The sequence below is a fragment of the Nocardiopsis sp. N85 genome, from assembly GCF_028882275.1.
Lineage (GTDB): Bacteria > Actinomycetota > Actinomycetes > Streptosporangiales > Streptosporangiaceae > Nocardiopsis > Nocardiopsis lambiniae.
Map to the genome: position 1 here is coordinate 44,834 of NZ_JARBUT010000014.1, position 23,921 is coordinate 68,754.

At 71.0% G+C, this 23,921-nt stretch carries 21 protein-coding genes and 1 pseudogene; 13 read left to right on the forward strand and 9 right to left on the reverse strand.

What is annotated here, in order from left to right:
- The first annotated feature begins 191 nt into the window (after positions 1 to 191).
- From PWG71_RS19345 to idi, 5 genes are all read left to right on the forward strand, one after another.
- Complete coding sequence (locus PWG71_RS19345) at positions 192 to 857, forward strand: DUF429 domain-containing protein (protein WP_274811292.1); 666 nt, start codon at positions 192 to 194, stop codon at positions 855 to 857.
- Positions 858 to 1,317: 460 nt separating this feature from the next.
- Positions 1,318 to 2,718, forward strand: coding sequence for a family 2B encapsulin nanocompartment shell protein (locus PWG71_RS19350; RefSeq protein WP_274811294.1), 1,401 nt, complete (start codon positions 1,318 to 1,320; stop codon positions 2,716 to 2,718).
- A 41-nt stretch (positions 2,719 to 2,759) separates the two neighbouring features.
- Complete coding sequence (locus tag PWG71_RS19355; RefSeq protein ID WP_274811295.1) at positions 2,760 to 3,965, forward strand: family 2 encapsulin nanocompartment cargo protein terpene cyclase; 1,206 nt, start codon at positions 2,760 to 2,762, stop codon at positions 3,963 to 3,965.
- A 73-nt stretch (positions 3,966 to 4,038) separates the two neighbouring features.
- A complete protein-coding gene (locus PWG71_RS19360) occupies positions 4,039 to 4,902 on the forward strand; it encodes a geranyl diphosphate 2-C-methyltransferase (RefSeq protein ID WP_274811296.1) in 864 nt (287 codons plus the stop codon).
- A gap of 81 nt (positions 4,903 to 4,983) precedes the next feature.
- Positions 4,984 to 5,574 carry an isopentenyl-diphosphate Delta-isomerase gene (gene idi, locus PWG71_RS19365; protein WP_274811297.1) on the forward strand — a complete coding sequence of 197 codons (591 nt, stop codon included), beginning with the start codon at positions 4,984 to 4,986 and terminating at the stop codon, positions 5,572 to 5,574.
- Positions 5,575 to 5,644: 70 nt separating this feature from the next.
- Here the strand turns inward: idi and PWG71_RS19370 are convergent, their stop codons facing one another.
- Together PWG71_RS19370 and PWG71_RS19375 are read right to left on the reverse strand one after the other, a co-directional pair.
- Complete coding sequence (locus PWG71_RS19370) at positions 5,645 to 5,860, reverse strand: hypothetical protein (RefSeq protein WP_274811298.1); 216 nt, start codon at positions 5,858 to 5,860, stop codon at positions 5,645 to 5,647.
- Positions 5,861 to 5,881: 21 nt separating this feature from the next.
- On the reverse strand, positions 5,882 to 8,155 hold the full coding sequence (locus PWG71_RS19375) for a HelD family protein (RefSeq protein WP_274811299.1): 2,274 nt from the start codon (positions 8,153 to 8,155) through the stop codon (positions 5,882 to 5,884).
- 369 nt (positions 8,156 to 8,524) lie between these two features.
- On the opposite strand from PWG71_RS19375, the gene PWG71_RS19380 reads away from it, so the two are divergent.
- From PWG71_RS19380 to thyX, 3 genes are all read left to right on the forward strand, one after another.
- On the forward strand, positions 8,525 to 10,735 hold the full coding sequence (locus PWG71_RS19380) for an anthranilate synthase component I (protein ID WP_274811300.1): 2,211 nt from the start codon (positions 8,525 to 8,527) through the stop codon (positions 10,733 to 10,735).
- Between the two features lie 142 nt (positions 10,736 to 10,877).
- Positions 10,878 to 11,018 carry a GPGG-motif small membrane protein gene (locus tag PWG71_RS19385; protein WP_274811302.1) on the forward strand — a complete coding sequence of 47 codons (141 nt, stop codon included), beginning with the start codon at positions 10,878 to 10,880 and terminating at the stop codon, positions 11,016 to 11,018.
- A 199-nt stretch (positions 11,019 to 11,217) separates the two neighbouring features.
- A complete protein-coding gene (gene thyX / locus PWG71_RS19390) occupies positions 11,218 to 12,015 on the forward strand; it encodes an FAD-dependent thymidylate synthase (protein ID WP_274811303.1) in 798 nt (265 codons plus the stop codon).
- Positions 12,016 to 12,076: 61 nt separating this feature from the next.
- Here thyX and PWG71_RS19395 read toward each other — a convergent pair whose 3' ends face one another.
- The 4 genes from PWG71_RS19395 to PWG71_RS19410 form a co-directional block, all read right to left on the reverse strand.
- The gene (locus tag PWG71_RS19395) at positions 12,077 to 14,197 is read right to left on the reverse strand and encodes an ATP-binding protein (protein WP_274811304.1); all 2,121 of its coding nucleotides are present in this window, start codon (positions 14,195 to 14,197) and stop codon (positions 12,077 to 12,079) included.
- Complete coding sequence (locus PWG71_RS19400; protein ID WP_274811305.1) at positions 14,194 to 14,757, reverse strand: DUF6879 family protein; 564 nt, start codon at positions 14,755 to 14,757, stop codon at positions 14,194 to 14,196. Before PWG71_RS19400 ends, PWG71_RS19395 begins: the two co-directional genes overlap by 4 nt.
- Positions 14,754 to 14,972: a hypothetical protein gene (locus PWG71_RS19405; RefSeq protein WP_274811306.1), complete on the reverse strand. Its 219-nt coding sequence runs from the start codon at positions 14,970 to 14,972 to the stop codon at positions 14,754 to 14,756. Before PWG71_RS19405 ends, PWG71_RS19400 begins: the two co-directional genes overlap by 4 nt.
- 91 nt (positions 14,973 to 15,063) lie before the next feature.
- A complete protein-coding gene (locus tag PWG71_RS19410) occupies positions 15,064 to 15,234 on the reverse strand; it encodes a hypothetical protein (protein ID WP_274811308.1) in 171 nt (56 codons plus the stop codon).
- A 264-nt stretch (positions 15,235 to 15,498) separates the two neighbouring features.
- Between PWG71_RS19410 and PWG71_RS19415 the strand changes: the two are divergent.
- The 3 genes and pseudogenes from PWG71_RS19415 to PWG71_RS19425 form a co-directional block, all read left to right on the forward strand.
- Positions 15,499 to 15,840, forward strand: a pseudogene (locus PWG71_RS19415) (transposase); the annotation flags it as partial.
- Between the two features lie 296 nt (positions 15,841 to 16,136).
- A complete protein-coding gene (locus PWG71_RS19420; protein ID WP_274811311.1) occupies positions 16,137 to 17,345 on the forward strand; it encodes a right-handed parallel beta-helix repeat-containing protein in 1,209 nt (402 codons plus the stop codon).
- Positions 17,346 to 17,569: 224 nt separating this feature from the next.
- Positions 17,570 to 18,376 carry a PRC and DUF2382 domain-containing protein gene (locus tag PWG71_RS19425; RefSeq protein WP_274811313.1) on the forward strand — a complete coding sequence of 269 codons (807 nt, stop codon included), beginning with the start codon at positions 17,570 to 17,572 and terminating at the stop codon, positions 18,374 to 18,376.
- Between the two features lie 293 nt (positions 18,377 to 18,669).
- Here the strand turns inward: PWG71_RS19425 and PWG71_RS19430 are convergent, their stop codons facing one another.
- The gene (locus PWG71_RS19430; RefSeq protein ID WP_274811315.1) at positions 18,670 to 19,245 is read right to left on the reverse strand and encodes a chorismate mutase; all 576 of its coding nucleotides are present in this window, start codon (positions 19,243 to 19,245) and stop codon (positions 18,670 to 18,672) included.
- A gap of 192 nt (positions 19,246 to 19,437) precedes the next feature.
- On the opposite strand from PWG71_RS19430, the gene PWG71_RS19435 reads away from it, so the two are divergent.
- Positions 19,438 to 20,823 carry a flavin monoamine oxidase family protein gene (locus PWG71_RS19435; protein ID WP_274811317.1) on the forward strand — a complete coding sequence of 462 codons (1,386 nt, stop codon included), beginning with the start codon at positions 19,438 to 19,440 and terminating at the stop codon, positions 20,821 to 20,823.
- A gap of 36 nt (positions 20,824 to 20,859) precedes the next feature.
- On the opposite strand, the gene PWG71_RS19440 is transcribed toward PWG71_RS19435, so the two are convergent.
- Positions 20,860 to 21,156 (reverse strand): MTH1187 family thiamine-binding protein, encoded by a 297-nt coding sequence (locus PWG71_RS19440; RefSeq protein WP_274811318.1) that lies wholly within the window; start codon positions 21,154 to 21,156, stop codon positions 20,860 to 20,862.
- Between the two features lie 34 nt (positions 21,157 to 21,190).
- The gene (locus PWG71_RS19445; RefSeq protein WP_274811320.1) at positions 21,191 to 21,979 is read right to left on the reverse strand and encodes a hypothetical protein; all 789 of its coding nucleotides are present in this window, start codon (positions 21,977 to 21,979) and stop codon (positions 21,191 to 21,193) included.
- A 117-nt stretch (positions 21,980 to 22,096) separates the two neighbouring features.
- Here PWG71_RS19445 and PWG71_RS19450 point away from each other — a divergent pair, with 117 nt between their 5' ends.
- Complete coding sequence (locus tag PWG71_RS19450) at positions 22,097 to 23,911, forward strand: carbon starvation CstA family protein (protein WP_274811321.1); 1,815 nt, start codon at positions 22,097 to 22,099, stop codon at positions 23,909 to 23,911.
- Positions 23,912 to 23,921: the final 10 nt, after the last annotated feature.

Here is a 23,921-nt window from a genome sequence, read left to right on the forward strand (position 1 = left end):
GGCGCATCCAGGGCACCTGACGCTTCGGGGGGCGTCGGCCGACGGGCCGGCGCCCCGTGCCCTCGCCGGGCGCTCGCGCCCGCCCCGGCGGGCGGTGCTTCCGGGCCCGTCCGATTCTTCCGCGTTCCCGCCCTCGGATCCGCCGGGCGTGGCTGACGCGCTGTCGCGATCCGGGCGTCCACACTGGTGGCATGGACGTGGTGGGGATCGATGGGTGTCCGAAGGGCTGGGTGGCGGTCCGTCTCGTGGACGGGCGTTTCGACGGGGCCCGGTTCTGTCCGACCCTGGCCGAAGCGACCTCCATGGCCGGGACCGTCGCGGTCGACATCCCCTTGGGCCTGGTCGATCACGGGTGGCGCGAGTGCGACGGGCTGGTGTCGGCGCTTCTGAAGGGGCACGCCTCCAGTGTCTTCCGGATACCGCCGAGACGGGTCGTCGAGGCCGACGGCTACGAGGCCGCCAACGCCCTGTGCAGGGAGCTGACGGGGAAGGGCCTCAGTCGCCAGTCCCACGCCCTGTTCCCGAGGATCCTGGAGGCCGACGCCCTGCGCGAAGCCGGTGTGCCGGAGCTGCACGAGGTCCACCCCGAGCTCTCGTTCCGGGTGATGGCGGGCCGCCCCCTCCGGTGGTCCAAGAAGACCTGGAACGGCCAGGCGGAACGCCGCCGCCTGCTCGACTCCGCCGGGATCCTGCCCCCCGACGACCTCGCGGAGGCGGGTTCGGTCCCCCTCGTCGACGTCCTCGACGCGACCGCGGCGGCGTGGAGCGCCCACCGCGTCGCCACGGGGGCGGCCGGGTCCCACCCCGATCCCCCGCAGCTCGACGGGGCGGGGGGACCGGTCGCGATCCGCTGCTGAGACCCCGCGCGACCGGATGGCCGGAACCCGCACTCCAACGGGACCGAGACCCGGTGCGGCGGCCGCGCCCTCAGAGCGATTCCGCCGCTTTTCGTGTGCCTCATTCCTTATGTCGTTCTGAAGGGGCCGATGGTCCGGGGATGAAATTTCATGATCTTTCGGGCAGGCGTGTGATATGGGTCGCGGAAATGCATCCGAAGGTTTATTTTTAAGGGTCTTAGTATTTTTGTGTTATGGGATGGTGGATCATGGTGATTGGCCGGTGAATTCGGCTTTCTCCTTGCGGTCACCACTTCTGTGCCCCTAGTGTGAGCAGCGCTTTCGTGGTCGGCGTCGTGTGCTCGGAAATCGCTTCCGAATCGCGATGGATGTCCGATTCGCGATTTCCCCTCCCTCTTCCGGGTCCCTTTCGGGTGCGCGGAACGGGTTCTGCACACGACACACAGGAGATGTACGGCCGATGTCGACCGAAGCCCCCGAGGTGAGTACCGGTCAGCAGAAGAGCCTGAGCACCGCGGCCGCGCGGAATCTGGCGACCACCACCAAATCCGCCCCCCAGATGCAGGGCAAGAGTTCCCGCTGGGTCCTCAAGACCCTGCCCTGGGTGCAGACCGAGGGCGGTGTCTACCGGGTCAACCGTCGGTTGTCCTACACACTCGGCGACGGCCGCATCGAGTTCCACCAGACGGGATCGCAGGTCAAGGTCATCCCCCGTGAACTCGGCGAGCTGGCGCTGCTGCGCGGCTTCGACGACGAGGAGGTGCTCACCGACCTCGCCGACCGCTTCACCCAGCACGAGATCGAGCCCGGCCAGGTCCTGGTCTCCGAGGGCGACCCGGCCGACCGCCTGTACCTGATCGTGCACGGCCGGGTGAGCCGGATCGCGACCGGCCACTACGGGGCCAGCGAACGGCTGGGCGTGCTCGCCGACGGTGACCAGTTCGGTGAGGAGCACCTGGTCGAGGACTGCCCGACCTGGGACTTCACCGCCCGGGCCGACACCGCCGGTCTGGTGCTCTCGCTGACCAAGCAGGAGTTCGCGGCCGCACTGGACCGCTCCGAGTCGCTGAGCTTCCACGTGGAGCTGTTCGGATCCCTGCCGCAGCAGAGCCAGAACAAGTACGGCGAGGCCGAGATCGAGCTGGCCTCGGGCCACCTCGGCGAGTTCGAGCTGCCGCAGACCTTCGTCGACTACGAGCTCCACCCCCGCGAGTACGAGCTCAGCGTCGCCCAGACCGTGCTGCGCATCCACAGCCGGGTCGCCGACCTCTACAACAAGCCGATGAACCAGACCGAGCACCAGCTGCGGCTGACCATCGAGGCCCTGCGCGAGCGCCAGGAGCACGAGCTGGTCAACAACGCGGACTTCGGTCTGCTCAACAACGCCGACTTCGGCCAGCGCATCCAGGCCCAGGAGGGTCCGCCCACCCCGGACGACCTGGACGACCTCATCACGATGCGCCGCAACACCCAGTACCTGTACGCCCACCCCAAGGCGATCGCGGCGTTCGCCAAGGAGTGCAACAAGCGCGGTCTGGCCCTGGACACCGCCGAGGTGAACGGCAACCGGCTGCCCGCCTGGCGGGGCATCCCGCTGCTGCCCTGCGGCAAGATCCCCGTCACCGAGCACCGGACCTCCTCGATCATCGCGGTGCGCACCGGCGAGGACAACGAGGGCGTCGTCGGCCTCCACCAGATCGGGCTGCCCGACGAGGTGGAGCCGGGCCTCAACGCCCGGTTCATGGGCATCGACGACAAGGCGGTGATCTCCTACCTGGTCAGCACCTACTACTCGGCCGCGATCCTGGTGCCCGACGCGGTCGGGATCCTGGAGAACATCGAGGTCAAGCCGCGTGCCTGACGCATCGCCCGAGACGACACCGACGAAGGAGGGGTGAGACGGTGTCATCGCTGTCCAGGATGTTCGCGGCGCCCGCCGCCCCCGAGACGGCGGCGCTGGTCGACGCGCTGCTGCGCGACCCCAGACGTCCGGGCCCCGCCGAGCTGCCGATGCCCGGCCGGGGCCCCGCGCCGAACGGCGCGGGGACCGGGACCCCGTCCCTGCCGGTCCACCCGCCGGGCCCGCTCCCGTCCTCGGGATCGGTGGGGACCGAGGTGGCCGGGTCACGGGTCGCGGGCGGGGGAGCCGACCCCGTGCCGGTCCTGTACTGCCCTCCGGCGGTGCGCGACGACCCCGCGCTCGGCGACGAGGTGGACGACCGGCTCGTCGCCTGGGCCGAGGAGGTCGGCGTCTACCCGGGTCAGCTCGACCGGGTGCGGGCCGCCGGGTTCGGGCGGCTCATCATGCTCGCCCACCCCGAGACCGACGACCCCGACCGGCTGCTGGCGGCCGCCAAGTGCGCCCTCGCGGAGTGGTCGGTGGACGACCACTACGTCGACGGGGAGGTCGAGGAGGCCCGGCACGACCTGCTCGGGCAGCGCCTGGCCATCGCCCACTCGGTGATCGACCAGGCGCACCTGCCGCGCCGCTACGCCCCCGAACTGGAACGGGTCGTGCGGGCCGACCCCGTCGCGGTGGCCCTGCGCTCCAGTATCGAGAACCTGGGCAGGTACGCCACCTGGCAGCAGGTGCGCAGGCTCCGGCACGAACTGGCCATCATGTTCGTCGCCTACAACCAGGAAGGCGTCTGGTACACCACCGGGCAGCGCCCGCCGGTCTGGGAGTTCCTCATGCACCGGCACGAGAACAGCTTCGTGCCGTGCATGGCCCTCATCGACCCGGTGGCCGGATACGAGCTGCCCGCCGAGCAGTTCGGTCGGCCCGAGGTCCGGCGGGTGTTCACCCTGGCCGGGTCCGCCAGCGTCATCGTCAACGACCTCTACTCCATGGGCAAGGAGGACGTCGACGACTTCAGCCTGCCCCGCCTCATCGAGACCGAGGACGGCTGCTCGCCCCGCGAGGCGATGGAGCGCACCGTCGCGATCCACGACGAGCTCATGCACGTTTTCGAGGCCGAGGCCGCCGCACTGGCCGCCACCGGGCCCCCGGAACTGGGCCGATTCCTCTGGGGCCTGTGGGCCTGGATGGGCGGCAGCCGGGAGTGGCACGCCAGCACCGCCCGCTATCACCGGACCGCTCAGGCCTGAACCGAGCGCACGCTCCACGGGACCGGCCCCCGGGTCGGCCCGCGCACACCATGACGACAAGGAGTTCCTCTCGATGACCGACACCATGCCCTCGACCGCGGACAAGGTCCTGCGCACCGCCTACCAGGAATCGGTGGCCGCCTACTGGAACGCCGAACAGGACCCGGTCAACATCCGCCTCGGCGACGTGGACGGCCTGTACCACCACCACTACGGGGTGGGGGACTACGACCCCTCCGTCCTGGAGGGCCCCGAGGAGACCCGGGACCAGCGCGTCATCGAGGAGATGCACCGCCTGGAGACGGCCCAGGCCGAGCTGCTGCTCGATCACCTCGGGCCGCTGGGGCCCGAGGACCGGATCATGGACACCGGATCCGGGCGGGGCGGGACGAGCTTCATGGCCAACGCCCGGTTCGGCTGCTCCGTGGACGGGGTGAGCATCTCCCGCAAGCAGGTGGACTTCTGCAACGCCCAGGCCCGCGAGCGCGGGGTGGACGACCGGGTGCGCTTCCACTTCCGCAACATGCTCGACACCGGGCTGGAGACCGGGTCGCTCAGCGCGAGCTGGAACAACGAGTCCACGATGTACGTGGACCTGTTCGAGCTCTTCGCCGAGCACGCCCGCCTGCTCCGCCACGGCGGCCGCTACGTGACGATCACCGGCTGCTACAACGACGTGACCGGCGGCCGCTCCAAGGCGGTCAGCCGCATCGACGAGCACTACACGTGCAACATCCATCCGCGCAGCGCCTACTTCAAGGCGATGGCGGCCAACGGGCTGGTCCCCATCTCCGTGGTGGACCTGACCGACGCCACCATCCCCTACTGGGAGCTGCGGTCCCACTCCTCCGTCGCCACCGGCGTCGAGGAGCCCTTCCTGACCGCCTACCGTGAGCGCAGCTTCCACTACCTGCTCATCGCGGCCGACCGCATCTGAGCACCCGGGGCCGTGCCCGTCCGCGGGCACGGCCCCGACGCCGCACACGGCAGTCACCACCCGTACGCACGAAGGACGGCGATGTCCCACACCGCGAGAACCGCACCGCCCGAGCGCGCGCCGGCGCCCGCCGACACGATCATGCTCGAACTGGTCGACGAGCACGGGGCCACCACGGGCACCGCCGAGAAACTGGCGGCGCACCGGGCGCCGGGCACCCTGCACCGGGCCTTCTCGGTCTTCCTCGTCGACGACCGCGGCCGACTGCTCCTCCAGCGCCGGGCCCTGGACAAGTACCACTCGCCCGGTGTGTGGTCCAACACCTGCTGTGGCCACCCCTTTCCCGGGGAACGGCCGCTCATCGCCGCCGTTCGACGGGTCGGCGAGGAACTCGGGATGGCGCCCGCCCTGCTCCGGGAGGCCGGCACGGTGACCTACCGCCACCCCGACCCGGAGTCGGGGCTGGTGGAGCACGAGTACAACCACCTCTTCGTCGGCCGCGCCGACCGGCCGACGCGCCCCGACCCCCGGGAGGTGGCGGAGGTCCGCGCGGTCACCCCCGGAGAACTGGAACGGCTGCGAGCCGAGGCACCGTTCTCGGTGTGGTTCACCACGGTGTGGGAGGCCGCTCTCCCCCGGCTCCGGGAGTCGGTGCCCGACGGGGGCTGGTGACCGCTTCCCGGCGGGCCCACCGAACCTTCCAGGGCCCACCGAACGCTCCGGGGCCGACCGGTCCGGGCTCTCACCCCGCGCCGGCGCCGGCGCCCACCGGCCGGCGGGCCAGGAGGCCGAGGAGATCCCGGTCCCCGCAGCCGTCCAGGTGTTCCGACAACCGTTCCGGTGGGGCGCCCTCGGTGAGGCCGCCGGCCCGGACCAGGGCGGCCGGACCGCCGGCCTCCGCGTCCGGGGCCGGACCGGCGAGGTTGCGGTGCCCGGACCGGCGGCTTCCCTTCCCCACGCCGCTCACCGGGCCGTCGCCTCAGCCGGCCAGCCTCCCCAGGACGGCGGGGAGCGGTCCGATGTGGGCGACGATGAGGCGGCGGGTGGCGCGGGTCAGGGCGACGTACAGGTCGTTGGCACCGCGCGGCGCCGCCAGCAGGGCCTCCGGGTCCACGACCACCACCGCGTCGAACTCCAGCCCCTTGGCCTCGGTGGCGGTCAGCACCACCACCTGCTTCTCCAGGTCCTCGGCGCGGGCGGCCGTCGGCAGGGCCGCCCGTACCGCCGCCACCCGGTCGTCGGCGGTGATCACCGCGACCGTGCCCTCGCCGATCCGGACCCGTTCCCCGTCCACCAGCGCGGCCAGCCCGTCCAGGTCGGCGGGCAGGGGCACCGCGCGCGGCGGGGCGCCGTCCTCGCGCACCGACTCCGGGGGCTCCTCGTCCGGGGCGGCCTCGCGCAGCACGTCGGCGGCGACCTCCATGATCGGCGCGGGCGTGCGGTAGTTCACCCGGAGCCGTTCCACGTGCACCTTGCCGCGCGCGTACGGTTCCAGCGCCCCGGTCCAGGAGACCGCCCCGGCGGCGCTGCCGGTCTGGGCGAGGTCGCCGACGACCGTCAGGGAGCGGGTGGGCACCCGGCGCATCACCGTGCGCCAGGCCATGGGGGAGAGCTCCTGGGCCTCGTCGACGATGACGTGCCCGTAGGCCCACTCCCGGTCCGCGCCGGCGCGTTCGGCGGTGGTGAGGCCGGTGCCGTCGTGGCGGTGGCGGGCGGCCAGGGTCGCGGCGTCCATCACCCCCTCGTCGGCCAGGCCGGTGAACTCCAGGACCCCCTGGGCGTAGCGCTCCTCCTCGGCGCGCTCGGCGGCGGCACGGCGCTCGCGGGCGCGGCGCCCGCCGTCGTCGCGGCCGAGCAGTTCGGCCGCCTCGTCGAGCAGCGGCACGTCCTGGACCGTCCAGTCGGCGTCGGCGGGACGGTGGAGCAGGGCGGCCTCGTCGGGGGAGAACCCGGCCCGGGCGCCGACCCGGGACAGCGCGTCGCGGTCGGTGAGGAGACCGCTCAGCAGGGCCTGCGGGGTCAGCACCGGCCACAGGGCGTCCACGGCGTCGCGCACCGGGTCCTCGGACCACAGGCGTTCGCGGACGAACCGCACGTCCTCCCGTTGGAACGGGCGGCCCAGGGCCTCGGCCTCGGCTCGGGCGAGCGCGGAGAGGAGTTCGGTGACGGTGTACCTGCGGGCGACGTTGTGCCCCAGGCGCAGCCCTCGCGCGGTGCGCACGATGTGCGCGCAGATCGATCCGGGCACGGTGAGGGTGGTGCCGTCGACCTCCACCACGAGGTCGTCGGCGCCGAACGCCTCGCGCGGGGTGCGCTGTCGGTCGGCGACGGCGGACCGGAGCAGACCGACGACGCGGGTGTCCCCCTTGAGCGCCGCCACCGGGTACGGGTCGTGCCGGTGGGCGGACACCCCGGGGAAGAGTCCGCCGAGGGTGCTCATGACCGCGTCGGTCTCCCCGAGGGAGGGCAGGACGTCGCCGATGTAGCGCAGGAACGCCGGGTTGGGTCCCACCACCAGGACGCCGCGCCGCTCCAGTAGGTCGCGGTGGGTGTAGAGCAGGTACGCGGCGCGGTGCAGGGCGGCGACGGTCTTGCCGGTGCCGGGCCCGCCCTGGACCACGAGCACGCCGTCGAGCCGGGCCCGGATCACCCGGTCCTGTTCGGTCTGGATGGTGGCGACGATGTCGCCCATGCGGCCGGTACGGCCGCTGCGCAGGGCCGAGAGCAGGGCGGCCTCACCGACGAGCTGGCGGCGGTCGTCGGCGCCGAGCCCGTCGATGTCGAACACCTCGTCGTCCAGGCCGACGACCCGTCGGCGGCGCACGCGCAGGTGGCGTCGGCGGGTCACCCCCTGCGGGTCGCCGGGGGTGGCGGCGTAGAAGGGGCGGGCGGCCGGGGCCCGCCAGTCCACGAGGATGGTCTCGTACTCGGCGTCGCGCAGGCCGATCCGACCGATGTAGCGGGCCTCGGGGCCGTCGTCGTGGACGATGTCGATCCGGCCGAAGCACAGCCCCTCCTCCACCGAACCGAGGCGGGCGCGCTCCCGCGCGTGTTCGTACGCGCGGGACTCGCGTTCCACGATGGCGGCGAAACCGGAGCGTTCCTGGAGGTGGGCGGCGGCGAGCCGGTGCGCGGTGCGGTCGCGCAGTTCGTCCAGCCGCGTGTACATCGCGTCGACCCGCCCCTGTTCGGCGGCCAGTGCGGCGCGCTCGGGGGAGACCGTTCCGGAGGTGTCGGATTGACCCACGGGCATCCTTCTGATAGGCTAAGCGCTAAGGACAAGATTTTTCTTGGTCCTTGGCGTGCAGAGTTTCCCACCGTAGCACGCCGTGGCCCCCGGCATGGACGGGGCGGGTGAGAGCGCCCCGCTCGGCCGTTCCCCTCCCGGCGACGCCGACACGGATCACGCGGACTTTCCCCGAAGGCTCCTCAGGCGCCCCCGCACCCGCTACACTCTGCCCCATGCGAAACACCTCCGTTCAGGCCCAGTGGTGGCGCCGCCTCTAGGCGGCGTCGATGTTTCGCGTATCTCTCGCAGCGACCGCCCCGGACCGGCGGTCGTTTCCGTTTCACGGCCCCCGGCCGGTGTGACCCACCCCGACCAGCGCCAGAAGGACCGGCCGTGACATCCAGCGACGCACAGACCACCACGTACCGCACCCGGGGCGGCGTGACCGTCCACCGCCAGGCCACCCCCTGCGATCCGGAGATCCTCACCGACCTCGTCCGTGACGTCGAGTACCGTCGCGGCGGTGTCCTGTCCTCCGGTATGGAGTATCCGGGCCGCTACGACCGCTGGCACCTGGGGTACGTCGACCCGTGCCTGGAGTTCACCACCCGCGGCCGTCGCGTCACCGCCACCGCCCTCAACGAACGCGGCCGCGTGCTGCTCCCGGTCATCGCCGACGCGCTGGAGACCACCGGTGTCGACTTCGAGAGCGGACCCGACCACGCGGCCGTCACCGTCCCCGAACCCGACCCCGGAGTCTTCTTCACCGAGGAGGAGCGCAGCCGCCGTCCCAGCGTCTTCACCGCCCTGCGCGCCGTCGTCGACGTCCTGAGCGCCCCCGAGGACGGCAACCTGGGCCTGTACGGCGCCTTCGGCTACGACCTGGCCTTCCAGTTCGAACCCATCCAGCGGCACATCGACCGCGACCCCATCGACCGCGACCTGGTCCTGCACCTGCCCGACGCGATCGTCGTGCGCGACCGCAAGCGCGAGACGTGCGTGCGCTACACCTACGACTTCGCCGTCCCGGCCGGCCCCGGCCGGCCCGAGGCCCGGACCCGGGGACTGGACCGGCTGACCGCGCCCACCCCGCCGGTCGTCGCCGGGGAGGTCCCCGAGGACCCCGAGCCCGGTTCCTACGCCCGCGTCGTCGCCCACGCCAAGGAGAGGTTCCGGCGCGGCGACCTGTTCGAGGTGGTCCCCGGACACCGCACCTACGCCCGCTGCTCCTCGCCGGCCCGCTTCTACGAGCTGCTGCGCGAGCGCAACCCCGCCCCCTACGAGTTCTTCTTCAACCTGGGCGGGGGCGAGTACCTGGTCGGCGCCTCCCCGGAGATGTTCGTGCGGGTCAGCGGTGACCCCGGAACCGGCCAGCGGGTGGAGACGTGCCCCATCTCCGGCACCATCCGCCGGGGCGACGACGCCCTGGGCGACGCGGAGAACATCCAGGAGCTGCTCTCCTCCGTCAAGGAGAAGTCCGAGCTCACCATGTGCACCGACGTCGACCGCAACGACAAGTCGCGGGTGTGCGAACCCGGAAGCGTCCGGGTCATCGGTCGCCGCCAGATCGAGATGTACTCCCGGCTCATCCACACCGTCGACCACATCGAGGGCACCCTGCGCCGGGAGTTCGACGCCCTGGACGCCTTCCTCACCCACATGTGGGCGGTGACCGTCACCGGCGCCCCCAAGACGTGGGCGATGCGCTTCATCGAGCAGCACGAGACCAGCCCCCGCCGCTGGTACGGCGGCGCGGTCGGGGTGATCAACTTCAACGGCGCCATGAACACCGGGCTGACGCTGCGCACCGCCCACATCCGCGACGGCGTCGCGGCGGTGCGGGTGGGCGCCACCCTGCTCTACGACTCCGACCCCGAGGCCGAGGAGCGCGAGACGTTCCTCAAGGCGCGGGCCCTGCTGGAGACCCTCGCCCTGAGCGAGGAGGACGACACCGCCCTCGCGCGGGTGGGCGCCACGAAGACGCGGGACGACGACGAGCGGCCGGGGGAGGGCATGAAGGTCCTCCTGGTCGACCACGAGGACTCCTTCGTCAACACCCTGGCCGACTACGTGCGACGCCACGGGGCCGAGGTGATCACGGTCCGCTACGGGTTCGAGCCCTCGCTCCTGGACCGACTGGCCCCGGACCTGGTGGTGCTCTCGCCCGGCCCGGGTCTGCCCGTCGACTTCGGCATGTCGGCCCTGCTCGACGAACTCCGGACCCGGAACCTGCCGGTGTTCGGGGTGTGCCTGGGATTGCAGGGCATGGTGGAGCACGCCGGCGGGGAGCTGCGCACCCTGGACGAGCCCGTGCACGGCAAGCCGGGGCGGGTCCGCGCCCTGGGCGGCGCGCTGCTCTCCGGACTCGGGGAGGAGGGTCTGTTCCAGGCGGCCCGTTACCACTCCACCTACGCCCTGCCCGAACTGGTGAAGGGCTACGAGGTCACCGCCGTCATCGACGCGGAGGGCGAGGAGCCGGTGGTGATGGCCATCGAGGACCGGCAGAACCGCCGGTACGCGGTCCAGTTCCATCCGGAATCGATTCTCACGGCCTCCGTCGGGGAGGAGATCGTCGCACGGGCGTTGCGCCTGGCCCGAGGCTGACGGGGAAGGGGGGCGCGGGCGAGTGTGACGGGGGTCACATTCGCCCCCGCTCAGCTGCGAAAAATGTTGTCTGTCGACAACATTTTAAGCTTCTTGGTGCTTCGTCTTGTTTGATCCGCTTCTTCTCGGTCAGAGGTGGGGCATGGGTATTCTGCTTACGATCCTCGGAATCATTCTTCTCATCGTCGGCGTCCTGGGCGTGGTGCGCGGACAGCTCCTCTGGGGCATCATCGCCATCGTGCTCGGACTCTTCCTCACCCCCGGCTACTTCTTCGGTATCTAGCCGGATGACCCCACGACCCCGGCGCGGTCCTCGACCGCGCCGGGGCGGCCCCATGCCTTCGGTCCGCGTGGGACCCGGCCGGACGTGTACCCTCGGGGAAGGCTGATCAGCCCCACCCCGTTCCACGTCCCCCGTGCCCGGTTCCGGTCACGGCCCAGCGGCGTGCCCGGGGCGGGGCCACGACACGGGAGGCAGTGCAGTGAAGAGGGTCGAACCGCAGGTCCGACTGATCTCGCGTCCGCAGGTGGACTACGACGCGATCGCCGACTATCTCAAGGAGGTCGGCGGGCAGTCCTGGCTGGAACGCTTCGACCGCGGCGAGCTCGACGACCACCTCAACGACCCGCAGAACCTCGCCGAGTTCGCCGGGCGCCTGTGCTACCGCTCCTGGGAGCCGGGCCTGAACCCGAACGTCACCCGCGTGCGCACCGACCAGGACGCCTACCTGGGCAACATCCTGGCCAGCCTGCACGGCTCGGTGCTGGAGCACGTCACCTTCGGGTTCGTCCTGCACAACGTGTCCCGCGTCCTGACCCACGAACTCATCCGGCACCGGCCGGGCGTGGCCATCTCCCAGGAGTCGCTGCGCTTCGTGCGCCTGAGCGACCTGCCGTTCTGGTTCCCCGACTGGGCCCAGGACGACCCGGAGCTGATGGAGCGCGCGGGCGAGATGCTCCAGCGGATGGAGGAGTTCCAGCTCTGGATGGCCGACCACTTCGGCCTGGACGACGAGGGCGTCAAGTTCGCGGAGAAGAAGCACAAGACCTCCTTCATGCGCCGTTTCGCCCCCGAGGGCGTGGCCACCGGGCTGGTGTGGAGCGCCAACGTGCGCACCCTGCGTCACACACTGGAGGCCCGCACCGCCCCCGGAGCGGAGGAGGAGATCCGCCTGCTCTTCCACCTCATCGGCGAGACCCTCCAGAAGGAGGCCCCGGCCCTGTTCGGCGACTACGTCGTCGAGGACGGCGCCTGGGTCCCGCGGTGGCGCAAGGTCTGACCGCACCCTGATCACCGAGCGGGGCTCGACCGGATACCGGTCGGGCCCCGCTTCCACGTGTTCAGTACCCCAGATCCGCCAGGCGTTCCGACAGCCGGTCGGCCCGCGGATCGTCGTGGTCGCGCAGGTACTCCAGAGCCGCTCGCCACACCTCAGCGGTGCGAGTGGGTTCGCCCATCACCAGGTGGGCTTCGCCCAGGCCGATGAAGGCCACCGCCCGGCTGTCCCGATCGTCACGATCCTCGAACTCCCGTGCGGCCGTCCGGTACTCCGCCACCGCCTCCTCTGCCCGGCCGGTCTCGGTGAGGATGCGACCCAGGGTGCACCGTGCCCAGGCCGTACTCCAGGCGGCCCCGATCTCCTCGAAGGCCGTGACGGCCGAACGACAGTGCCCGAAGGCCTCGTCCCACCGCCCCAGATCAGCGTTGATCTCGGCGAGGCTGAGCAGCCCCATGGCCGCGCCCCGATCCTCTCCCGCCTCCCGGAAGACCGTGACGGCCTGCTCGATGTACTGGACCGCCCTACCGTCTCCCCGTTCCCCGAGCTGCCATAGGACCGTTCCCGACTGTCGCAGGGAGAACCCCTCCACCCACGGGTCCCCCGCCTTTCGGCCGGCCGACAACGCCGCACCGTAGTGACGGACGGCCGCGTCGAGGTTCCCCGACAACCACTGGGCGTCACCCATCCCCAGGTGGTTGCGGGCCGCTCCGAAGACGCTTCCCGCGTTCTCGGCTGCTTGCAGCCCGATACCGTGCAGAGCGCACCACTGCTCCCAGCGCCGGTGTCGCTCGAACAGCGGATAGGTACTCGCGGGCAATCGCCAGGCGGTTTCGAGGTGGCCGTGATCGAAAGCCGACCCCGTGACGGCGAGCAGAGTGGCGTGCTCCTGCTCGAACCAGGCCGGGGCTTCACCGGGAGAGGAGAAGAGGGGCAGGCCGTCGGGGGCTTCGGCGCCGGGGACGACCGGGAAGTGCGGGTGTTCGGTGGCCTGGGCGCGGGCGGCGGCGTGGGTGTACCACCGGGCGACCCGGCCGACGGCCTCACTCCGTGCCTTCGGCCCGTCCTCGGCCTCGACGCGTTCGATCGCGTACAGACGTACCAGATCGTGCAGGCGGTAGCGGTCCTCCCGCACGCGTTCCACCAGATGCGCGCGGGTCAGCCGTTCCAGGAACCGCTGGGCCTCGTCCCATCGGGCCCCGGTGAGCCCCGAGGCCGCCCCGGACGAGAACTCGGCCCCCGGGTGTAGCCCCAGAGCGCGGAAGAAGCGGGCGGTGTCGTGGTCCAGGGCACGGTAGGAGGCGCTCATCACCGCGCGCAGGTCGCTCAGTTCGTCCTCCTCGGAGAGCGCGTCCAGGCGTGACTCCTCAGTGGCCAGTTCGGTCACCAGATCGCTCAATGACGCGTCGGGGCGGTCGATGAGCCGCTCGGCCGCCACCCGCAGGGCCAAGGGGAGACGCGCGCAGTGTTCGGCCAGTTCGTGCGCCGTGGTGGAGTCGGTGTCCACACGCGGACCGATCGTGTTCCGGAGCAGTGCCACGGAGTCGGCCATCGGCAGGACGTCCAGGGGGAGGCGTCGGGCCCCCTCCCGGGCGATGAGCCCCGACAACGTGTTACGGCTGGTCACCACCACCATGCAGCCGGGTGAGGCGGGCAGCAGCGGACGCACCTGAGCCGGTCCGAGCACGTCGTCGATGACGATCAGCAGGTGCTTGCCGTCGGTCTCGGTACGGTACAGGGCCGAGCGGCCGTCCAGGTCCAAAGGGACACGGTCGGGAGGGACGCCGAGCGCCCGCAGGAGGGAGTCCAGGTTCTGTGCGGCCTCCGCGCGCGGGCCCGGGGCGTGTGCGTGGACGCCGACGTAGAGGCAGCCGCCGGGGAATCGGGCTCGGGCACGGTGCGCCCAGTGAACGGCCAGCGCGGTCTTGCCGACACCGGGTGGGCCGGACAGCACCACGACCGGGACACGGACCTTCGCCTCCTCCGCCAAAGCGTCCAAGCGCCGCAGATGTGTCGTCCGGCCCACGAAACCGGTGGCCGGCAACGGAAGTTGGCGGGGGACCGGTGCGGAGCGGCCGGGGGAGGAGGCGATGTGGATGCCACCGTGGACGGTGCCCGCTTGGACCACGGCCTCGGGGCTGCCGTACACGGTGTTCTCTGTGCGGTCGTCGTGGGAGTTCGTCACAGGGGTTTCATGTCGGCGTCGAAACGTTTCTCGTATTCGCTGAAGGGGACCGACAGGTGCAGGGCCCGGTCCCGTACGGCGTTGGCCAGGACGACCTCTCCGGGGTCGGTCACCAGCTCGGGGGTGAGCATGGTTCCGTCCGGCGCGTAGTTCATCCGCACCAGGCGATGCGAGTCGAACAGCCAGTAGTCGGAGCGGGGGATGCCCGCGGGCCAGGTGTTCTCTGCGACGGGCAGGATGTTGACGTCCTCGCCGGCTTCGACGTTGGACCGGTAGGCCCACACGCATTCGAATCGCAGGTAGTCGGTGAGGGGTTCGATGACCACGTGCACACGACGGAAATGGCGCTCGCCACCGACGATGCGCGCCCACTCCGAGTGAGAGTCGGTGGTGATGATCTGGCCGTCGGCCAGAAAGCGCCGGAACGCTTCCTCCTCATAACCGACGTCGTAGATTTGAAGTGTTTCGAGCCGGAAGGCGGTGTAGCGGCATTCGGTGAAGAACCGGTCGAATTCCTCCGTGTCCACGGGCCGGATACCACCGCCGTCGGAAGGGGTCACACGCTCCTCCGCCGGTAGGCCTCCACAGCGGCCAGGACGATCTCGGGAGAGATGCGCACGGCGGTCTCACCGGGCAGGGGATCGGCCAGCTCACTGAAGTCGGTGTCGTTCAGCCCGACCCCCTGGACGACGAACTCACCCGTGTCGCTGAGGTAGACGGAGGGACAGCCCTTGTCCCCCGACTTGTCGTCCTTGGCCAGCAGTACCAGTTCCATGGTGCTCCGATCAGGCCGCTCCGGAACGCGAATCGCGGACCACGAAACTAACATGAAGCCTTGCCCCGTAGGGTTTGTGGCCGAGGTCGACCTACTCGCCGGTGTATCTTCTCCGTATCCGCTCCACTTCGTTCCCATCGTCCTCGCGGGACGCACGCACCAGCCGTTTGATGTCGGCTGCGGCGAGCGCGTCACCCAGCGCGGTGACGCTCGTCCGGCGTGTGTCCGTCCGGGCCTCGGTGGGGCGGTCGGAATCGCTCATGTCTCCAGTTGACCACATCCTCTCAAGGGCGATGGGCCATCGAATCACATCCGTTTTCGGTGTAGAAGGACTTTCGTCCCTCGAATACGGGGTTCGCTTCCGACAGTGGCCGTTACCCTCTTCCGGTACTCCAGTCGGACTTCCGGTTTGATCGGTAACGATCACGTTCGTAGGGATCTCGTGGTGTTCGACCGCGCTGATATGGCCGTTTTCCGGACACGGCAACGGCCACCGCCCGATCATCGATGGTTGTGAAGACGACAAATCCCGAGGCGGTGGCCGCACCTGCTGAACGCGACCACCAGCACGATCGTCGACCCGTACCCGGCCCGGCCCGAGACCCGCACCACCACCCGCCAGATGATCCGCGCCCTGCTCGCCCCACTCACCCGCAAGAACTGCCGGACCCTGGCCGAGCACGCCGGACACCGGGCCCCTCAGCGGATCCAGCACCTGCTCAACCGGGCCGCTCTGAACGAAACCGCCCTGGCCGCAGACCTGCGCGGCTACGTCATCGGCCGCCTCAGCACCGACGACGTGGTCCTGGTCGTGGACGGGACCGGCGACCTCAAGAAGGGCACCCACACCGTCGGGGTGACCCGCCAATGACCCCGTGCGGCGACCTTCTGTGATCCGCTTCCGATGGGCGCCGGTTTCGTGGAATGGTCATCGACCACGGCGGCTGTTTCACCCCGTCCGGCACCCGCTGGTGCGCGCGGGCCGTGTCATGGTCCAGGACGGGGACGGTGCCTGGGCGGGTGACCGCCGGCGCGGGCCCTCGGTGATCGCACGGGTATCGGGAATGCGCTTTCCATGCTAGTTTCCCGATTCTGGGAGCGCTCCTGTCATCACCCGCTCACGGTCCGCGACTCCCTCGCGGGCCGATGAAGGAAGGCAACCCGATGAGATCCCCTACCCCCCGGACCCGCCGCCGCGCCCTGCTCGGCGTCGCCGTCGCGGCCGCGCTGGCCTTCGGCGCCGCGACCCTCACCGCACCGGACCCCGATCCGGTCGCCCTCACCGCCGTCGAGGAGGCCGCCCCCGCGGAGACCTTCGCCGCCTGCGGTGACGGCGGCTTCGACACCGAGGTCACCCAGAACGGCTCCACCTACACCGCCCGCGCCGGCGGCAGCACCCTCTACCGGGGCGGCGACATGCTCGCGGCCATGCGCGCGGCGGTCAACGGGCTCAGTCCGGGCCGCACCTCCCGGGAACGGGTCGTGGTGCGGGCCTCCGGCTCCATGCCCGCCAACACCTCCCTGGACCTGCCCAGCCACACCTCCCTGGAGGTCTGCGGCACCATCAACGTCACCGGGACGCCCACCGGGAACAACGCGGCGATCCGGATCCGCCACGCCGTCGACGTCGCCGTTCCCCATCTGTCCCTGACCGGCAACCCGTACTTCGGCGTGTGGGTGCGGACCTCGCGCGACGTCCACTTCGGCCGGATCGACCTGCGCCTGTCGGGCGGTCTGGGCATGCGCATCGACAGCCGCGACAACGACGCGGTCCGCGAGGCCCGGAACATCCGCATCGACGACGTGTACGTCTCCGGAACGAACAACCACGGTGTGGAGACCTACGGCGTCGACGGGCTGACCATCGGCACGGTCACCGCGCGCGACACCGGCTACTCGGGCCTGCTGCTCAACGACACCGTCAACGCCACGGTCGGCCTGGTCGACGCCGTGGGCGCCGGGACCGGAACCGGGTACGCCGCCTTCCGCACGGCCAACCGCAACGGCCGCGTCGGCAACGGGTACCCCGTCAACATCCGGGTCGGCGAGATCCGCGCCCGCGGCGGCGGCCGGGGGATCTTCTGCGTCTCGGAGAGCGGCGGCCTGGTCATCGAACGCGTCGACATCGCGCAGACGGGGAGCAACGCCGTCCTGGTGGAGAACTGCCACAACGTCACCATCGCCGAGCAGGGCGGGACCATCGCCGGGCCGGGCGACATCCGGATCGCCGCCCGGAGCGAATTCGCCAACACCTCCGGGGTGACCTTCCGGAACCTGCGCCTGGTCGACACCGCCCTCAACGAGAACCCGTGCGCCGTCGGCACGGTCGTCCGCGACATCACCTGGGTGAACAGCCGCGACAACAGCTGCTGACGCCTTTCCGGGGCGGGCCGATCGCACACGGCCCGCCCCGGTCCACGGCTCCGAACGCATGCTCCCCGCCAAGGGCTGTTCCGGTCCCCGTCAACCACGGCCAAGCTCTCCCCAATTCTCGGTCGGTCCCACTGAAAACCCTCTTCCCCCTGATCAATGTGGGTAGGCCAGGCGAAGTGCGCGGCGGGTAACCGGCCCGCCGGCCGGGTGAAGGGGTGAGGAACATGGCACACCACCGCGCAGAGGAACTCGTGGGGCACCACGTGCTGGACGAAGAGGGCAACTCCATCGGCAAGGTCTCCCGGGTCTACCTGGACGACCGCACCGGTGACGCGACCTGGGCCTCCGTCAACACCGGCATGTTCGGCATGCGGGAGACACTGGTCCCCTTGCAGGGGGCCCGCCCGGTCCAGGAGGACATCCAGGTCCCCTACGACAAGTCCACCGTCAAGGACGCTCCCAACATCGACGCCAAGGACCACATCTCCCCGGAGGAGGAGCGCGAGGTCCTTGAGTACTACTCCGCGCACGGGATGCCCGCGCAGCGCTCCCCGCAGGCAGGTGCGCCGGACACGGCCGGTGCGCCGGGTGGGCCGGGCGAGCAGGGCAAGCCGGGTATGGCCGGCATGCCCGACCCGCGTGCGGACGCCGAGGACGAGGAGGTCGTCGTCCGTTCCGAGGAGCGGGTCGACATCGGTGTCGAGCGCCGTGAGGCGGGGCAGGCGCGGATGCGCCGCCACGTCGACAAGGAGCACTTCGACACGACCGTCCCGGTGGGCCACGAGGAGTTGGAGGTCGAGCGCCGGCCGATCACCGACCCCGACCAGGTCACGGGTGACCGCCCGATGGAGGAGGGGGAGGAGACCTTCACCCTCTACGAGGAGCGCCCGGTGGTCACCAAGCACCAGGTACCGGTCGAGGAGATCCACGTGCGCAAGCGCGAGGTGACCCACGAGGAGCACGTCGCGGGCGAGCGCCGTTCCGAGCGGGTCGAGTTCGAGGACGACGAAGAGGACCCGAAGGATCGGTGACGACCCCGAAGGCGCCCGTCCGGATCCCGCCGGTCGGGCGCCTTCGCCTGCGCGGATGCGCCGCCCCGATACGGAGCGACGTCTCCGGTGCGGGACGAGGGTCGCTCTCCCGCGCGCCTTCGCGTCCCTCACCACCGACGACCTGTACCAGGGGTGCCGCGACACCCGCCCGGTCGGCGACGACTCGCGGTCGGGCGCCCGTGTCGAGGACGGCCCGCACCGCGTGCCCGCGCGGGACCGGCTCCCGGAGGGGCCCGCGCCGGAGGTCTCCGCGGCCGGACGGCCGTGGGCGGTCAGGAGCACACCGAGGACAGGGCCATCCTCAACGCCGCGCGCCCGCGACGGTCCAGGCCGCGTTCGGCCGCCACCCGGCGGACGTTGCGGTCCAGTCCCGCCTCGCAGTCGGGAGCCGACAACCCGGCCCCGGCCTCGGTCAGCGCTCCCACCAGGGCCGGGGTGATCCGGTCCAGTTCGGCGCGCACCCCCGTCGGGTCCGGCGCCCCCTCGGGGCTCTGTTCGGGATGGGCGTACCACTGGGCGTGCCTGCCCCGTTGGATCACCTTGTTGGCCTCGATCTGGTCGCGCATGACCGTCAGCGCGGCCGCGGGGTCGCCGTCCAGGTCGAGGGCCGATCGCTCGGCCTGGGCCAGCACCGTCTCCTCGCGTTCGGGCGCCTCGACCGGGTCGCCGCTGTGCCATTTGGCGGCCGCCATCAGCTCCGCGGTGGCCAGCCGGTCCGCCGACAGCTCGACGACCGGGGCCAGAGCGGTCTCCACCGGCGGGCCGGTCGGCGGAGCGGCGTACACCGATGCGCCGGTGGCGCACACGAGGACGAGCGCCGAAGCGACGGTGGTGGCGATGACACGCACGGGAAACCTCTCGGAAGACGGGAGGAGGACATCCGGAGTGTAACCATAAGATCGCCGATCGTTACTGGAAGTGAGCGATCCCGGTTCCGTTCCGACCGCTCCGTCCTCTCGTGTCCCGGGGTGTCCTCCCCGCCACGGACACGCCGGGCACATACAGTCGCACTGTCGGTCACCGACATGGAGGGGAGTGCCATGGCTGACCAGGAGGACGTCGGCGCGGAGGTCACCGAGGAGCCGAACGGGGCCGGGGAACGCCCCGACCCCGAGCCCCGCGGTCGCGAGGCCGCTCCCGGACGCGGACACACCATCGTCATCGGGGCGGGCATGGCCGGACTCGTCGCCGCCGACCGCCTGGCCCGGGCCGGTGAGCGCGTCACCGTCCTGGAGGGGCGGGACCGCACCGGCGGACGTGTCCACTCGGTCCGGGCGTGGGACGGCGTCACGCTCGACGCGGGCGCCTCCTGGATGCGCGGGGAGGAGGGCAACCCCCTGGCCGAACTGATCCGCGACATGGGCCTGCGCACCGCCGTGTTCAACCGCTCCACCGAGACCGCCTACGACCCCAAGGGCCGACGGCTGCTCTTCGACCGGCACCGCCGCAACATGGAGGACGTCAACCTCCTGCACGAGCACATGTACTGGGACAACATCGGCGCGGGCGCGCAGGAGTCCATGGAGCACGGCATCGACCAGGCCCTCTACGACGCGAACCTGGTGCGCGGCCGCGCCCGCGACGCCAAGGAGATCGTGCACCGCATGGTCGAGAGCGATCACGGCGCCGACGCCGAGGAGGTCTCCTTCGAGGCCGTGGGCGCGCTGCACGAGTTCAGCGGCGACGACGTGGTCTTCCCCGACGGCATGGGGCGGATCACCGACCACCTGGCCCGAGGGCTGGACGTGCGCCTGGGGCACGTGGTGCGGGCGGTCTCCCACGACCGGGACGGCGTCTCGGTACGGGTGGACGCCCCGGGAGGGGAGGAGACCCTCACCGCCGACCGTGTCGTCGTCACCCTCCCGTTGGGCGTCCTGAAGGACGGGCGGGTCGCCTTCCACCCCGAGCTGCCGGAGGACAAGCGGCGCGCGATCGAGCGCCTGGGCAGCGGTCGCCTGGAGAAGCTGTTCCTGCGCTTCGACGAGGTGTTCTGGGGCGATGCCGAGGTCCTCGTGCACCTGGGCACCGAACAGGGCACCTGGTTCCATTGGTACGCCGGTCAGCGCGTGCTCGACGTGCCGGTGCTGGTGTGCCGCAACGGCGGCAACGCGGCCCGTTTCCTGGCCGGGATGGGGGAGGAGGAGGTGGTCGCGCACGCCATGGCGTCGCTGCGCACCATGTTCCGCAAGGCCCCCGACCCGATCGACCACCACCTCACCGACTGGACGGGCGACCCCTTCGCCCGGGGCGCCTTCTCCTTCACCGCGGTCGGCTCCGACGACGGGGACCGGGTGGCGCTGCGCGCGTCGGTGGACGAGCGGGTGTTCTTCGCGGGGGAGGCCACCGAGATCGAGCACATCGCGACGGTGCACGGTGCCCTGCTGTCGGGGCGTCGCGCGGCCGAGATGATCCTGGACGAGGAGTGAGCCCGACGGGCCCCGGACCGGGGCCCGCCGGTCGGTTCAGAGGCGGTCCAGTTCCCGTTCGACCGCCTCGACCTTGCCGTCCAGGGCCCCGGTGACCCCCGGCCGGATGTCGGCCTTGAGCACCAGGGAGACGCGGCCGGCCCCTTCGCCGGCGGCCTCCGTGGCCGCCTTCACGACGGCCATGACCTCGTCCCACTCTCCCTCGATCGTGGTGAACATGGCGTCGGTGCGATGGGGCAGTCCGCTGTCGCGCACGACCTTGACGGCCTTCGCGACGGCCGGCGCGACGGATTCGCCTGTGCCCTGAGGGCTGACGGAGAAGGCGACGAGCATGGTGATCTCCCTGGTCGATACGGCGGTGCCCTCCTCAGCCTCGCAGACGCCGCTCCGCCTCGGCCACTCCCGCCACGCAGGCGCGTCGCACCCGGTGATGGTTGTTCCACCGTTCCAGGAGACCGAACGGGCGGGGGTCGGGATCGGGGTCCCCGTCCGCCTCGGTGAGCGTCAGCGACTGCCCGGTGAGCTCTCCACGACGGGTCCACCGCTCCCACCGCTCGAAGTCGGGGCTGGACTGGTGCCCCATGACCAGGGCCGGTTCGCCGGAACCGGAGGGATCGTCGCCGTTGCGCCCCCACAGCTCCACGAGGGAACCGGGTTCGGTCGGCCACGCGGGGGAGGTGACCACCTCCACCCGGAGGTCACCGTCGCGTCCGCGCACCAGCAGCGCGTCCTCGGGGCGGTCGCGCGGGGGCAGCCCGACCACCCGGTCCACGTCCACCAGGCGCACGATGGCCCGGCCCATCCACCACCAGTTCTCCCGGCGCGCCATGAGGCTGCCCACCCGCAACCGGGTGGGCGGGTGTTTGTGGACCTCCTGCTCGACCAGGTCGGCGAAGGCCTCCCCACGGGGATCGAGGGACACCTCGACGCGGCCGATGGCGGCCATGGTCGGCTCCCCCTCGGCGGGGGGAGCGCTCACACAGAAGGCGGCCCATCGGCCCAGGGAGGCGATCAGGGGCAGATGGGCCAACGGCAGCGCGATGCAGGGCACGTCCTCGACCAAGGGGACCACCGGGATCGCGTGCGGGCCCGATCCACCCGACCAGCACAGTTCGCCGATGGGGGAGCGGCGCCAAGTCGTGGCCGGATCGTGCACGATACTTCCTTTGGTGTGACGTGGGACTCATGTTAATTTCTCGGGACTGTACTCTCACCCCCGGGTAAATGCACCCCGCCGAGTACGCGGGTGCACTAGAGGGAGGAAACCCCCCCCATGTCCGCTGTGGCCGTCCTACTAGGGGCGTTGGCGCTGTTCGCGCTCGGCTACCGCTTCTACTCCAACTACCTCGCGAAGAAGGTCTACGCCCTCGATCCGGCGTTCCTGACCCCGGCACACGCCTACAAGGACGGGGTCGACTTCGTCCCCACCAACAAGCACATCGTCTTCGCCCACCACTTCATCTCGGTGGCCGGTGCCGCTCCGATCGTCGGCCCGGCCATCGCCGTCTTCTGGGGGTGGGGTCCCGCCCTGGTGTGGGTGGTGCTCGGCACGATCTTCGCCTCCGGGGCCCACGACTTCGGTGCCATCGTCGTCTCGGTCCGGCACAGGGCCAAGAGCATCGGCGCGCTGGCCGGTGACGTGATCAGCGGCCGGGCCCGGATCCTGTTCCTGCTGATCATCTTCTTCCTGGTCACGATGGTCAACGCGGTGTTCGCGGTCATCATCGCCGGGCTGTTCGTCGCCAACCCCCAGGCGGTCCTGCCGGTCCTGGTCACGATCCCCCTGGCGATCGGTGTCGGACAGGTCGTCTACCGCCGCCGGACCGCGGCCCTGGTGCCCTCGGTCATCTCCCTGATCGTGGTCTACGCCTGCATCCCGCTCGGCCAGATGATGCCCATCACCGTCGACCCGATCGCCGGCGCTTTGGGCGTGGACGTCTCCCTGGTGTGGCTGGTGCTGATCTTCACCTACACCTTCTTCACCTCGCGCCTGCCGGTGTGGATGCTCCTCCAGCCGCGTGACTACATCAACCAGCAGCAGATGGTGCTGGCGCTCGTCGTCATCGTCGCGGGCATCGTCGTCGGCATGAACACCATCGAGGCCCCCGTCCTGCGCGGCGACCTGCCCGAGGGGTCCCCGGCGATCTTCCCGCTGCTGTTCATCACCATCGCCTGCGGCGCGGTCTCCGGTTTCCACAGCCTCGTCGCCTCGGGTACCACCTCCAAGCAGCTGGACAAGGAGACCGACGCCCGTTACGTCGGTTATCTCAGCTCGCTCGGTGAGGGCACACTGGCGGTCTGCTCCATCCTGGCCTGCACCGCGGGCATCATGATCTACAGCGCCAACCAGGGCGGGAACTGGTCCGACATCTACGTCGACTGGGCCGCCGCCGGCACCAACCCGGCCGGTCGCTTCGTCCAGGGCGTCGCCGGGTTCGCCTCCAACGTCGGCGTCCCCGAGGGCATCGGCCTGGTCTTCGCGACCCTGGTCGTGGTCAGCTTCGCCGCCACCAGCCTCGACACCGCCGTCCGGCTCCAGCGCTACACCATCCAGGAGATCAGCGTCATCGTCCGGGACCGGGCGACCGAGGGCGGCGCCCTGGAGAAGACCTTCTCCTTCCTGGCCCGCAACATCACCGTGGCCACGCTGATCGCGGTCCTGGTGCCCTTCGGTCTCGCCCTCATCCCCGGCAACTTCGCGGCCGGCACCCTGTGGCAGCTGTTCGGCACCACCAACCAGCTCACCGCAGGGCTGGCGCTGGCCGTCATCGCGGTCTGGGTCACCAAGCGCGGTCGCAACCCGATCGCCGTGCTGGTGCCCCTGGCCTTCCTGGTCGTGATGACCTCGTGGGCACTGGTCGTGCAGCTCCTCGGGTTCCTGGCATCGGAGGACTCCCTCCAGCGGTACCTCCTGGCCCCCCTGGACGCGATCATCTTCGGCCTCGCCGTGTGGATGACGATCGAGGCGGCCATCGCCCTGCGCAAGGCCTTCGCCGCCCGCCGCGAGGGCACCGCGCCCGTCGACGAGGACGCCGCCGAGCCCGAGACGGCCGCCGAGGGCGCCGCCGGCCCGGACGACAGGGCCTGAGCCGCCGGCC